This is a genomic window from Aliiroseovarius halocynthiae (genome assembly GCF_007004645.1).
In the GTDB taxonomy this organism is placed as follows: Bacteria; Pseudomonadota; Alphaproteobacteria; order Rhodobacterales; family Rhodobacteraceae; genus Aliiroseovarius; species Aliiroseovarius halocynthiae.
In genome coordinates this window covers 41,290-52,964 of sequence record NZ_ML660026.1, presented here as the reverse complement: position 1 = coordinate 52,964, position 11,675 = coordinate 41,290, and the positions used below count along the sequence as shown (strand labels likewise).

Here is an 11,675-nt window from a genome sequence, read left to right as displayed (position 1 = left end):
GATTAGCCGTCTATAATGGTGCATTTACGCAAGCTAAGACGACGCGTAAGCTTGGCATCTTTCAGCGCCGACACAAGACGGTCGCTGAAAAACAGGCTTTTGCGTAAACTGCCCTCGAGCCATAGGTCTACGCCGTCAAGGGCGTCGTCAGACACAGCAACCATGCCTTCGTCCATCCATCCCTCTAATTTGTAATAGTCGACGCTTTTGAACGGCTTTTCGACCTCGGGTGAATGCTGTGGCAGGAAACTATTCTTCACCTCGGCGAAGTTGATGCAGTAATGCGTACCCGCAACCTCGGTTTTACGATTATGCTCATACAGTTTGGTTGGATAGAACGAGGTTTTTCCCAGGTCGAACTGCTCGAACACATCTTTCATCTCTTGCGAGACGACCCAATACCCGCCGATCATCGCAAAATCGGGCACTTTGCGGATTTTCGTGTCACCGTATTCGTACCAGAACTCTGTGGCGAAGCGCTCGGCAGGCAGATCTTCACCCAATACATTGCGGCGCATGGCGTCCACTGCCAGATCACGATCATTTTGATAGGTATCAGATTCAAAGCCTTTGAGCAGGGTTGAATCGACGAACACTTTACTAAACCAAACCAACGGTTTCTTCTCACGGCGTGCCATAGGCGGGTCTCCAAACGGGGCAGGGCTTCTGAAATTATTGGCAGGCGATCGAAATCCACCTAGGGGCGAGGTCGAGTGCTGTTATCTGCGCGCCGAGATCGTGCGTCAATACGATAAAAAAAGCCCGGCGCTACGGCCGGGCTTTCGTTTTTTAATCTGCCCGGATCAGGCTTTCACCAGACCCATGCTTTCCAGTTTCAGCAGAACCTGATGGGCGCAGTTGTCGACATCGACGTTTTCAGTCTCGACCGACAGTTCCGGGTTCACGGGCACGTCGTAGGGGTCCGAGATCCCGGTGAACTCTTTGATCTTGCCTTCGCGGGCCAGTTTATAGAGGCCCTTGCGGTCGCGACGTTCGCATTCCTCGATCGAGGTTGCGACATGCACTTCCACGAAGGCACCAAAGGCTTCGATGTCTTCACGGACCGCACGGCGGGTGGTCGCATAGGGCGCGATGGGCGCGCAGATCGCGATACCACCGTTTTTGGTGATCTCGGACGCGACATAGCCGATGCGGCGGATGTTCAGGTCGCGGTGCTCTTTCGAGAAGCCAAGTTCGCTCGATAGGTTTTTACGTACGATGTCACCATCCAGAAGCGTCACCGGACGGCCGCCCTGTTCCATCAACTTCACCATCAGCGCGTTGGCGATGGTCGACTTGCCCGAACCCGAGAAGCCGGTGAAGAACACGGTAAAGCCCTGCTTAGCGCGTGGCGGTTTGGTGCGACGCAGTTCCTTGACCACTTCGGGGAACGAGAACCACTCGGGGATCTCAAGACCCTCGGCCAGACGGCGACGCAGTTCGGTGCCTGAAATGTTCAGGATGGTGATGTCATCTTTGTCCTTAATTTCGTCGATCGCCTCATACTGAGCGCGTTCCTGAACCCAAACCATGTGCTTGAAGTCGACCATTTCACAGCCGATTTCCGATTGGTTCGCGCGGTACAGTTCTTGCGCGTCATAGGGGCCGTAGAAGTCTTCACCAGCCGAGTTCTTGCCGGGTCCAGCGTGGTCGCGGCCCACGATGAAGTGGGTGCAGCCGTGGTTGGCGCGGATCAAGCCGTGCCAAACAGCTTCGCGCGGGCCAGCCATACGCATCGCCAAGTTCAGAAGCGACATGGTGGTGGTCGATGCCGGGTATTTGTCCAGAACGGCTTCATAGCAACGCACGCGGGTGAAGTGGTCCACATCGCCCGGCTTGGTCATGCCAACAACCGGGTGGATCAGCAGGTTGGCCTGCGCTTCTTTCGCGGCGCGGAAGGTCAGTTCCTGGTGCGCGCGGTGAAGCGGGTTGCGGGTTTGGAAGGCCACAATTTTGCGCCAGCCCAGCTTGCGGAAATAGGCGCGCAGCTCGTTCGGGGTGTCGCGACGAGCGCGGAAATCATAGTGGACAGGCTGCTGGATGCCGACAACCGGACCACCCAGATAGATCTTGCCCGCTTGGTTGTGCAGATAGTTCACAGCCGGGTGGGCGTCGTCATCCGCACCGAAAACCTTTTCGGCCTCGCGGGCCTTGTTGGGCTCCCAGCGGTCGGTCACAGTCATGGTCGCCAGAATGACACCTTCCTGGTCGCGCAGGGCAATGTCTTGTCCCAGTTCGATCGACTGGGCGAAATCTTCGGACACATCCAGCGTGATCGGCATCGGCCACAGTTGGCCGTCAGCCAAACGCATGTTTTCCACAACGCCGTTATAGTCTTCTTCGCTCAGGAAGCCTTTCAGCGGGTTAAAGCCGCCGTTCATCAGAAGCTCAAGATCGCAGATCTGGCGCGGGGTCAGGTCGTGACTGGTCAGATCAGCCGCTTCGACTTTCAGCTTCAGCGCGCTTTCGTGGCTGACATAGAGTTCCGGGATCGGAGCAAGATTGTGTTCCATAAGATTGGTCCTGTGTTTAAGCGGAACCAGGCCGCTGGTTGTACCAGTTAATTCCGCGTGCAATGCGTTATATTCTGCAAGCTTGCGGTTCAGAAAAATGTCTGTGAGCCGCACCTTCTCGGACGCGCCACGTGCGGTAAGCGAATAGGCAAACCGCTGGCGTTTATCGGGTCCGGCCCGCTCACTTATCGTGATCAGGCCGTCTTCGGCTGCCATGCGCAAAAGCGCATTAAGCCGCCCCAACGACGTTCCAATCGCAGAAGCGATCGCGCGTTGCGAAGCTTCCGGCGCCGTATCCAGTTGGCGCAGAAGGCGGAAGAGCTGATCTTCCTCGTCCGGATTGGGTTTTGTCACGGGTGACGACATAACTGGCGACTCAAAGTGTGTTCACGCGTGAACGCTTCGCATGAATTCAGTGTCGGGCAAAGAGGTTTTTGACGAGGATTCTAATATACGGGGAAAGTCACGCAGACTGTGTTTATTGTGGAACAGTGTTTTGCCAAGAGCATTGAAGCGGGGATAATCGCAATGGACAGCACCGTTCTGTCTAATCAGCTCTCGTTGTGAAACGGTAAGGGTGCGCCGGCCTGTGCAACCTGGGCCGCGCCAGCCGAGTTCCACTGAAACAACGTCAGGTGGGTCAGGTCAGGCCGCGAGCGGGACGGGGTCAGGATGCCGTCAAGCCCGGCAGCGCGTGCCCGGTCGCTAACCCGCCACGTCGGTGAATTTAGTCCTTCGGCCCGCAGATCGGCCCAGCGTGCATGAATTTCGTCGAGGGGTGCGCTGTAAGCTGCGCGGGTTTCCGGGTCCCGCAGATCTGCCACTTGTGCGTTGATGACCCGCAGGGGATATATTCCACGCTCGGGGTCATCTTTGCGAAGATAGACATTCAGCGCAACCCGGCAACCTTCAGGCGTTCCCGACAGATAAAGCGCTTTCTGCCCTTCGGTATGCCAGCGCCCGAATGGGGCAGAGGCTGGGGCAAGAATCCTGTCTTCATGCCCCAGAAAAGTTGATCGCCAAAACAGACCGTTCAGGGTCACGCTTAGCAGATCGGTCATCACTCTTGTTCGGCCAGGAAATGCTCTGCTTCCAGCGCAGCCATGCAGCCCATACCCGCCGAGGTCACAGCTTGGCGGTATTTGTGGTCTGTCAGGTCACCAGCGGCAAACACACCGGGTACCGACGTGGCGGTCGAGTCCGGTTTGGTCACGACATAGCCGCCCATATGGGTTTCCAGCGTGTCCTTTACCAACTCATTTGCGGGCGCGTGGCCGATGGCGATGAAAACACCTTTGGCCGGGACCTCGGTGATCTCGCTGGTGTCGACATGTTTGGCGCGCACGCCGGTGACGCCCAGCGGGTTTTCGTCGCCTACGACCTCGTCCAGCGTGTGATCCCACAGGGGCACGATCTTTTCATTTTTCATCAGGCGGTCGATCAGGATCTTTTCCGCGCGCAGCGTGTCGCGGCGGTGGATCAAGGTCACTTTCGACGCGAACTTGGTCAGGAACAGCGCTTCTTCGACGGCTGTGTTGCCGCCACCCACAACGACGATCTCTTCGCCGCGATAGAAGAAGCCGTCACAGGTTGCGCAGGCCGAAACGCCGAAGCCTTTGAACTTCTCTTCGCTGTCCAGACCCAGCCACTTGGCGCGTGCGCCGGTGGCCAGAATGACGGCATCGGCAGTATAGACCGTGCCGCTGTCACCTTTGGCGGTGAAGGGGCGTTTTGAGATGTCCAGATCCACGATCAGGTCACCAATCACCTCGGTTCCCATTGCGCGGGCGTGCTCTTCCATCTTCATCATCAGCTCGGGGCCTTGGATGTCGATGAAAGACGGATAGTTCTCGACCTCGGTCGTGGTGGTCAGCTGGCCACCCGGTTCCATACCTTGCACAAGGATCGGTTCCAGCATGGCGCGCGCGGCGTAAACGCCTGCAGTGTACCCAGCGGGGCCGGAGCCGATGATCAGAACTTTGGTGTGGCGAGTCTCGGACATGGATTATTCCTTGAGCAATCTTGTTTCGTGACGCATATAAGCGAGCTGGAGCTGTATTGAAAGGCCTGTGCCCGACGCCTTCACGGTGCTGTGACGGCGTGGCGGGGGGCTCTCTCAGGAAATGATGTTGCGTAGATGCGAAAGATTGTTGCGCAATGCGTCATCCAGATGTAATCTCTGCGCAATTTCCGATCGGAAGCCGCCTGTTGGCGCGCCACCGGATGCTCATCAGAAGGCAACCTAATGTCCGCAAGTAAACTTGACCCTATCGACCGTATGATTCTGGCCGAACTTCAGGCCGACGGTCGTATGACCAATGTGGAACTGGCCAAACGTGTCGGGATTTCAGCGCCCCCCTGTCTACGACGGGTGCGTACGTTGGAAGAGCATGGATTGATCCGGGGCTATCATGCGGATGTAGACGCCCGCGCGCTGGGCTTTGAGGTGCAGGTTTTCGCAATGGTCGGTCTGGTCAGTCAGGCCGAAATTGACCTGTCTGCCTTTGAGGCACAGTGCCGTGACTGGCCGCTGGTCCGCGAATGTCACATGCTGAATGGCGAAGTGGATTTCATCCTGAAATGTGTCGCGCCCGATCTGTCGACCTTCCAAAGCTTCCTGACCGAGCAGCTGACATCGGCAGAAAATGTGGCGTCGGTGAAGACCTCGCTGGTCATTCGCGGTGCCAAGGACGAGCCGGGTGTGCCGTTTGATGTTTTGGAAGCGCGGATGGAAGACACGCCGTAAAGAAATCGAGATCGCCGGAGTCATGAATGCCGCCCACACTGTTGGCGGCATTTTTTGTGGGTCAGAGGCGGATTGCCGAGATCAAGCGCCCGTAGTCCGGCTCTTTCTTGTGGCAAGTACGACGATAGGAATAGAACCGTTCGGGGTCGGAATAGGTGCAGTGACCGGTCCATTCAGCGTGCCCGACACCCGCCGCTTCAAGGCGATGCAGCCCAAAGCTGGGCAGGTTAAACATGGCGCGATCACCATTGCCATTGGTGAAGAAGCGATCATAGCTGCTGTCATGCGCTGTGAACTCTTCCCGGAATTCAGGGCCGACCTCATAGGCTTCATGGCTGATCGTTGGGCCAATCACAGCAGTGATGTTTGCGCGCGTCGCGCCAAGCGATTCCATTGCGTCTAGCGTAGCCTCCAGCACGCCACCGATGGCGCCTTTCCAGCCCGCATGCGCCGCGCCGATCACCTGTGCGTCAGGATCCGAAAACAAGACTGGCTGACAATCAGCAGTCAGGATCGACAGGGCAAGTCCGGGCGTTGCAGTGACCACTGCATCTGCTTTTGGTCGGTCGCCGATCATCGGTTCATGAACCGTGACCACGTCAGGCGAATGCACCTGATAGACACCACACAGATGGGCCGGGTGCACCTCCAATGCCTGTGCGACGCGATCTTTGTTGATCTGCACAAGCTCGGTTTGATCCTTGCTGCCACTACCGCAGTTCAATCCCGCATAGACGCCCGAAGACGCGCCGCCTTTACGGGTGAAGAACCCGTGCCGTGTCTGGCCAAGGGCGTCAGAGGTCAGGATCTCAAGTGTCATCCGGGCGCGCCTGTCATTGGTTGCGATGCAGGCCGGGAAGATCGGGGGAATCCGCACGAGTCAGTCCCAGCACTTTGAAGAGAGTCCCCATTTCATCCGGGTGCGTCAAGCGCCGGTGTGCAGTAATGTGGCTGTTCAGTGCATCTCCGCTGAGCCTGTCTGCCAGCGCCTGCGCACGCGCGGTGATGCCCAGACGCTCTAGAAACACGCCCTGTGGGGTCATTTGGTGTGCGGTCAGGGGGGCGGCGGCGCGGGCCAAAGCCTCGAAATCCACATGCGCGGTCAGGTCGGCCTGACCGGGGGTGTCCAGTACCGATACCGGCGTGTGATTTTTCAGCGCTTGAAATGTGTCCCCGATGGATCGCCAGTCACCATAGTCAATGATCAGCGCTGCACCGCCATGCGTGTCAATAAAGCTTGCGAGCTTGGACATCACTCCTTGGGCGGGCGCACAGATTTCGACCACATCGCCGTCTTGCGTGTCGGCCAGCCGGTCGGCCAGCGTGGGGACGGGCAGGGGGGCGGTCAGGCCCATCGTTAGCGCATCGTCGCCCAGTCCCACCTGACATTCCCTCCAACCGTCACCGTCGCGCTGGTACTGGCGAATGGGCAGGGCGTCGAAGAACTCGTTGGCAACAAGGAACACAGGTGCGTCGGGCAAGCTGCCTATGCTGTCGTGGTGGGTGACGGTGTGTGGCGCAAGGCGCTCGATCTGTCGGGTGCGCAACACGGGCGAGGCTTCGACCAGATGAAGCTTTGCGGCGGCGTGAAATCCCGGCACACCTTTGGTGGCGCGCAGAATGTCAGCCATCAGTGTGCCGCGCCCCGGTCCCAGCTCGGCCAGCGCAAAGGGCGATGGCGCACCCTGATCCATCCACGCCTTCGCCAAGCACAGCCCCAGCATTTCGCCAAACATCTGGCTGATTTCGGGGGCGGTGGTGAAGTCCCCGTCGACGCCAAGCGGATCACGGGTTGCGTAATATCCGTGTTCAGGATGCAATAGGCATTCAGCCATATAGTCGGCGATCGAGATCGGCCCTGATTTCGAAATGCGACCAATTAGTTGCTTTTCGAGAGCGTTCATTCGTGTGTCCGTCGCCTGGCCCAGATCAACGTCACGATGCCGATGGCGATCATGGGAAGCGTCAGGGTTTGGCCCATGGTGATGCCCAGATCTCCGACCCGAACGACATGGCCCCATGGGTTGTCGGGGGTGATGAATTGCGCATCCGCCTGACGGAAGAACTCAACCACGAAGCGGGACAGGCCGTAACCAAGGAAAAACAGCCCAGTCAGGCGGCCCGGCGTTTTCAGCCATCCGCGTCGGAAAGCAAGATATAAAAGCACAATCGCCAAGACAGCACCTTCCAGCAGGGCTTCGTAAAGCTGGCTGGGGTGGCGGGCACAGGCCCCAATGGCCGCATCCCATCCGGGGCAATGTTGCGCGTATTCGCCCGGGAAGATAACCCCCCATGGGGCGTCGGTCGGACGGCCCCAAAGCTCGGCGTTGATGAAGTTCGCGACGCGGACAAGGCCGATGCCAATAGGGGCTGCGATGGCCAGCAGGTCTGCGACCGAGGCGGTCAGCAATTTGTGACGCCTGCAATAGAGCCATGTCACGAGGATCACACCCAGAAAGCCACCGTGAAATGACATGCCACCAAGCCAGATTTTGGGAATGTCCCAAGGGTTCGCGAAGAAATAGTCGGGGCGATAGAAAATCACTGACCCCAAGCGACCACCAATGATGATCCCTAGGATGACCCAAGTTGCGAAATCTTCCAGCTGCGCACGCGTCATCGGCGGCGCGTTGCGCCACAGCTCCGGAAAGGACAGCGCGCGGGCGATGATCCACCAGCCGATTGCGATGCCCACAAGATAGCCCATCGCGTACCAACGCAGGGCAAAGGTGATGCTGCCCAGTTCGATCGAAAAGATCTCGGGCGCGATGTCGGGGAAAGGGATGGCCATAAACATAGGTTGGTGTTGAACCTCTTCTTCGGGGCAAGTCAAGCTTGTCTCGGCCTGCTCAAGACCCCATATAAGGGTCAGCTCAAGCGAGGAGAAGCAGATGCAGACGCGCAACAAGGTTTTTGATGATATTTCCCAACTGATGACCAACGCCATGGGCGTGGCGCAGGGCGCGAAGGACGAAGCCGAGACCGCGATGAAAAGCTGGATGGATCGCTGGCTGGCGGATCGCGACTTTGTCACCCGCGAAGAATTCGACGCAGTCCGCGCCATGGCCCAGAAAGCCCGTGAAGAAAACGAGGCGCTGAAGGCCCGTTTGGACGCGCTGGAAGCCAAGAAATAATCTTCGGGATGCCCGGGCTTTTGCAAGTTTCCGGGTGTCGCAGAAGTGTTACGTGGATGTGTCGGGGCTGTCATAGTCCCAACCTAGGAGAACGCCTAAGCGTGCAATTACGTGCGCGGCTATGATCCTAGGAGAGATTCCCATGAAAAAGACGCTAGCTTGCCTTTTGGCTGCCACGTCGCTGACCCCCGCTGTTGCCTTGGCCGATGGACACAACCTGAAACGTGTGGCCACCGTTCAGCTGGGTGCCGAAATCACCGGCATCTACGAAGAAGGCAATGACCTGTTCTTCAACACGCAGCACCCTGAAAAAGAGCTGGGCAATGAATTTGCTAAGGCCAGCGTTGGTGTGATCTCGAATGTGAACTGGGACGCCGAAGGCATGGCTGCCCCGACCGCAGACGCAGACAAGACACGCGTGATGTCGACACTGGGCGACTATCAGATCCTGATGCAGGAAGGCGACAATGGCGTCATGGGCGTGATCAAAACGGTTGGTGGCGAAGAGCTGCTGACGTCAAATGATCCGGATTTCAACGGCTATGTCAAAACCGGTGAAAACACTGGCTTCCTGTTCACCAACTGGGAAAACCGTCCTGGTGGGATGAGCCGCGCGGCCCTGACCCGTAACGAAGATGGCACCTGGTCGGTCGGCGACACAATGATGCTGGATTTCTCGGCTGTGCGCGGCACATGGGTGAACTGCTTCGGCACGATGACCCCTTGGGCCACTCCGTTGTCGTCGGAAGAACTGTATTTTGACAACTCTGCCGATTGGAACAACCCCGGCTATAAATACCACGAAGATCAGCTGAACCTGGCTAAGTATCTGGGCGGCGATTTCCCGAACCCATATGACTATGGCTATATCGTAGAGGTATCGGATCCAGCTGCGTCGGCTGCTCCGGTCAAGCATTTCGCACTAGGCCGTTTCAGCCACGAAAACGCGGTTGTGATGCCCGACCACAAGACCGTGTACCTATCGGATGACGGAACCGACGTTGTGTTCTTCAAATTTGTGGCTGACAAGGCCGATGACCTGTCCTCGGGTACGCTTTATGCCGCCAAAATGGTTCAGCAGGACGAAGCCAATGCAGCCCCGTCGGCGACCACCGGCTTTGACGTTAGCTGGGTAAAACTGGCACACGGCACCAGCGACGAGATCGCGGGCTGGGTGCGCGAATATGACGGCATCACGCCTGACAACTTCGTGGAAGGCCAGAACAGCTATATCACCGCAGAAGAGATTGCGGCCTGGGCCGAAGGCAAAGCCGCTGATAACCGCGTGGCCTTTCTGGAAAGCCGTAAAGCTGCCGCCGCATTGGGTGCGACCGCCGAATTCCGCAAGATGGAAGGTGTGAACATCAACTATGAAGGCGCGAAAGACGGGTCGGTTCCGTATATGTACATGGCGATGTCGTCGATCGGCAAAGGCATGGCAGATGGCGAAGGCGACGTGCGTCTGGAAGCCAACAAATGCGGTGTGGTCTATGAAATGAAGCTGGAAGCTGACTTCGATGTGAAGACCATGGTGCCGGTTGTTGCTGGTCACGGTTACAACAAAGAAAACGCGCCGAATGCCTGCCCGGTCGAGTCGATTTCCAACCCGGACAACCTGGTCGTGCGCCGCGATGGTTCGGTGATTATCGGTGAAGACACCGGCAAGCACGAAAACAACGCAATGTGGATCTGGACGCGCGGATAAAGCGTTTCTCGACATGCAAACAGGAAAGGGCGCAGTTTTCTGCGCCCTTTCATTTTGGAACGCTGCTTGCGCGGCGTGGTTTTCATGCCTCCGGCGGGGATATTTCTGACAAGAAAAAGCTGGTTCGCTATTTCAGGATGGGCGGTTTTTCCGGGTTTGACCCCGGCGCAACAGGGGCCAGATGCTCGGGTGTTTTGGGAGCGGGAAGATCAAAGCGCAGGCCTTGTGTTGTCAGTTTCTGTGCAATCTCGTCAGCCGGGGTGAAAAAACCAACATCAAGCTCGCCAGCGTCCAATCCCGAGAAGGTTAGCGCCTCGTTCACGGCCCCCGCTAATGCACGCTCTGCACCGTCGGCGGGGGCGATAAATCCCAACAGATGGCCGTGGCGTCCATCTGCATGGCGCACGCCTGCAAGGCAGGCATAGTCTGCCAGACCACCGGCAGATCCTAGTTTTTCAGCCAATGCCGTCAGAAGGGTTTCGGGGGCGGATGGCGGCAGGATCTCGGTGATCTGCGCCTCAACCTCATCCGGGGTGCCGCTGAGCGTTTGGGCCAGCCAGTCCATCGCTTCGGCCGGGATCAGGATCGAGGATGGGGCGACCCCGAGATTCACCCCCAGCCCAATACCCTGACCGGCGAGCATTCCCGCGATGACCCGACCCGGCAGGGCAGCGTAGGGGGCAGTTTGGCCCACGAACTCGGCTAGCCGTTCTTCGCGGTCGAAGACCAGAACATATTTGTCGGTCTCAAGTTCAAAAAGCTCAGGTTCGATGTCTTCGCCTTGCGGTTCGGTGGCAAGCAAAAGGAATAGCTCGCGGTCTGCCAAGCGTTCGTAAAACCGCATGCGCGCGGCGTCGTCGTTCAGATCTGCATGCATGGCGGCGTGTGCGTGGTCCAGCTGCGTGAGGTCGCTCATGGAATTCTCCGACTATGTGGTCAGCGCGCGCGTGACCTGCGTTTGCAGCTCGGGCAGAAGCTCGGCCTCGAACCACGGGTTTTTCTTCAGCCAACCCGTATTGCGCCACGACGGATGAGGCAAGGGGAAGCACTGCGGCGCATGGGCACGCCAGTCTGTGACTGTGGCGGTCACGCCAGAACCCCGCCCCAGATGGCGGGATTGCGCATAGCCGCCGACAAGCAGCGTCAGGGGCATTCCATTTAGCGCCTGATCGACTTGATTTGCCCATGTCTGGGCGCAGAGCTTGGGTGGTGGAAGGTCTGCCCCCTTGGCGTCATAGCCCGGAAAGCAGAACGCCATGGGTGTTATGGAAATGCGTTTGCGGTCATAGAACGTGTCCCGGCTTACCCCCATCCATTGTCTCAAGCGATCGCCCGAGGGATCGTCAAACGGCACGCCGGATTTATACACCCGCATGCCGGGCGCTTGCCCAATGATGCGGATCCGGGTGCCCGGCTGAAACCAGATCACAGGGCGCGGGGCATGGGCCGTTTCGGTCTGCGAGAAACGCTCTGCACATAGGGTACAGGCGGAAATGGCATCATGTAGGGTGGTCATTTTGGCAGGTTAGGGCCTGTCGGATGAGGATTCAATATTTCGAGGTTTGTCGGAATTACTA

The 11,675-nt window shown here is 58.0% G+C and carries 12 protein-coding genes; 3 read left to right on the top strand and 9 right to left on the bottom strand.

What is annotated here, in order from left to right; translation table 11 throughout:
• Positions 1–2: 2 nt before the first annotated feature.
• The 4 genes from FIL88_RS14835 to trxB form a co-directional block, all read right to left on the bottom strand.
• On the bottom strand, positions 3–638 hold the full coding sequence (locus FIL88_RS14835; RefSeq protein ID WP_142854662.1) for an imm11 family protein: 636 nt from the start codon (positions 636–638) through the stop codon (positions 3–5).
• Positions 639–803: 165 nt separating this feature from the next.
• Positions 804–2,879 (bottom strand): bifunctional sulfate adenylyltransferase/adenylylsulfate kinase, encoded by a 2,076-nt coding sequence (locus FIL88_RS14830; protein ID WP_142854661.1) that lies wholly within the window; start codon positions 2,877–2,879, stop codon positions 804–806.
• 185 nt (positions 2,880–3,064) lie between these two features.
• Positions 3,065–3,574 (bottom strand): RES family NAD+ phosphorylase, encoded by a 510-nt coding sequence (locus FIL88_RS14825; RefSeq protein WP_142854660.1) that lies wholly within the window; start codon positions 3,572–3,574, stop codon positions 3,065–3,067.
• Positions 3,574–4,515 carry a thioredoxin-disulfide reductase gene (trxB, locus tag FIL88_RS14820; protein ID WP_142854659.1) on the bottom strand — a complete coding sequence of 314 codons (942 nt, stop codon included), beginning with the start codon at positions 4,513–4,515 and terminating at the stop codon, positions 3,574–3,576. The genes FIL88_RS14825 and trxB overlap by 1 nt, the downstream gene beginning before the upstream one ends.
• Positions 4,516–4,758: 243 nt before the next feature.
• Here trxB and FIL88_RS14815 point away from each other — a divergent pair, with 243 nt between their 5' ends.
• Positions 4,759–5,259, top strand: coding sequence for an Lrp/AsnC family transcriptional regulator (locus FIL88_RS14815; RefSeq protein ID WP_142854658.1), 501 nt, complete (start codon positions 4,759–4,761; stop codon positions 5,257–5,259).
• Positions 5,260–5,320: 61 nt separating this feature from the next.
• Here the strand turns inward: FIL88_RS14815 and pgeF are convergent, their stop codons facing one another.
• From pgeF to lgt, 3 genes are read right to left on the bottom strand one after another with little or no spacing between them, the layout of a single operon-like run.
• On the bottom strand, positions 5,321–6,079 hold the full coding sequence (gene pgeF / locus FIL88_RS14810) for a peptidoglycan editing factor PgeF (protein ID WP_142854656.1): 759 nt from the start codon (positions 6,077–6,079) through the stop codon (positions 5,321–5,323).
• A 13-nt stretch (positions 6,080–6,092) separates the two neighbouring features.
• Positions 6,093–7,163: a class I SAM-dependent methyltransferase gene (locus tag FIL88_RS14805; protein WP_142854655.1), complete on the bottom strand. Its 1,071-nt coding sequence runs from the start codon at positions 7,161–7,163 to the stop codon at positions 6,093–6,095.
• On the bottom strand, positions 7,160–8,056 hold the full coding sequence (gene lgt / locus FIL88_RS14800) for a prolipoprotein diacylglyceryl transferase (protein WP_142854654.1): 897 nt from the start codon (positions 8,054–8,056) through the stop codon (positions 7,160–7,162). Before lgt ends, FIL88_RS14805 begins: the two co-directional genes overlap by 4 nt.
• Before the next feature lie 94 nt (positions 8,057–8,150).
• On the opposite strand from lgt, the gene FIL88_RS14795 reads away from it, so the two are divergent.
• Entirely contained in the window at positions 8,151–8,393 is a 243-nt protein-coding gene (locus FIL88_RS14795; RefSeq protein ID WP_133487168.1) for an accessory factor UbiK family protein, read from the top strand.
• Between the two features lie 142 nt (positions 8,394–8,535).
• Positions 8,536–10,098, top strand: coding sequence for an alkaline phosphatase PhoX (locus FIL88_RS14790; protein WP_142854653.1), 1,563 nt, complete (start codon positions 8,536–8,538; stop codon positions 10,096–10,098).
• A gap of 127 nt (positions 10,099–10,225) precedes the next feature.
• Here the strand turns inward: FIL88_RS14790 and FIL88_RS14785 are convergent, their stop codons facing one another.
• Both FIL88_RS14785 and FIL88_RS14780 read right to left on the bottom strand, forming a co-directional pair.
• Positions 10,226–11,014, bottom strand: coding sequence for an SseB family protein (locus FIL88_RS14785; RefSeq protein WP_142854652.1), 789 nt, complete (start codon positions 11,012–11,014; stop codon positions 10,226–10,228).
• Between the two features lie 12 nt (positions 11,015–11,026).
• Entirely contained in the window at positions 11,027–11,614 is a 588-nt protein-coding gene (locus FIL88_RS14780; RefSeq protein ID WP_142854651.1) for a uracil-DNA glycosylase family protein, read from the bottom strand.
• Positions 11,615–11,675: the final 61 nt, after the last annotated feature.

Coding starts and splice junctions, on each gene's coding strand:
- trxB (WP_142854659.1), bottom strand. CDS start 4,515: ATGTCCGAGACTCGCCACACCAAAGTTCTGATCATCGGCTCCGGCCCC.
- FIL88_RS14835 (WP_142854662.1), bottom strand. CDS start 638: ATGGCACGCCGTGAGAAGAAACCGTTGGTTTGGTTTAGTAAAGTGTTC.
- lgt (WP_142854654.1), bottom strand. CDS start 8,056: ATGTTTATGGCCATCCCTTTCCCCGACATCGCGCCCGAGATCTTTTCG.
- FIL88_RS14825 (WP_142854660.1), bottom strand. CDS start 3,574: ATGACCGATCTGCTAAGCGTGACCCTGAACGGTCTGTTTTGGCGATCA.
- FIL88_RS14780 (WP_142854651.1), bottom strand. CDS start 11,614: ATGACCACCCTACATGATGCCATTTCCGCCTGTACCCTATGTGCAGAG.
- FIL88_RS14815 (WP_142854658.1), top strand. CDS start 4,759: ATGTCCGCAAGTAAACTTGACCCTATCGACCGTATGATTCTGGCCGAA.
- FIL88_RS14830 (WP_142854661.1), bottom strand. CDS start 2,879: ATGTCGTCACCCGTGACAAAACCCAATCCGGACGAGGAAGATCAGCTC.
- FIL88_RS14805 (WP_142854655.1), bottom strand. CDS start 7,163: ATGAACGCTCTCGAAAAGCAACTAATTGGTCGCATTTCGAAATCAGGG.
- pgeF (WP_142854656.1), bottom strand. CDS start 6,079: ATGACACTTGAGATCCTGACCTCTGACGCCCTTGGCCAGACACGGCAC.
- FIL88_RS14795 (WP_133487168.1), top strand. CDS start 8,151: ATGCAGACGCGCAACAAGGTTTTTGATGATATTTCCCAACTGATGACC.
- FIL88_RS14785 (WP_142854652.1), bottom strand. CDS start 11,014: ATGAGCGACCTCACGCAGCTGGACCACGCACACGCCGCCATGCATGCA.
- FIL88_RS14790 (WP_142854653.1), top strand. CDS start 8,536: ATGAAAAAGACGCTAGCTTGCCTTTTGGCTGCCACGTCGCTGACCCCC.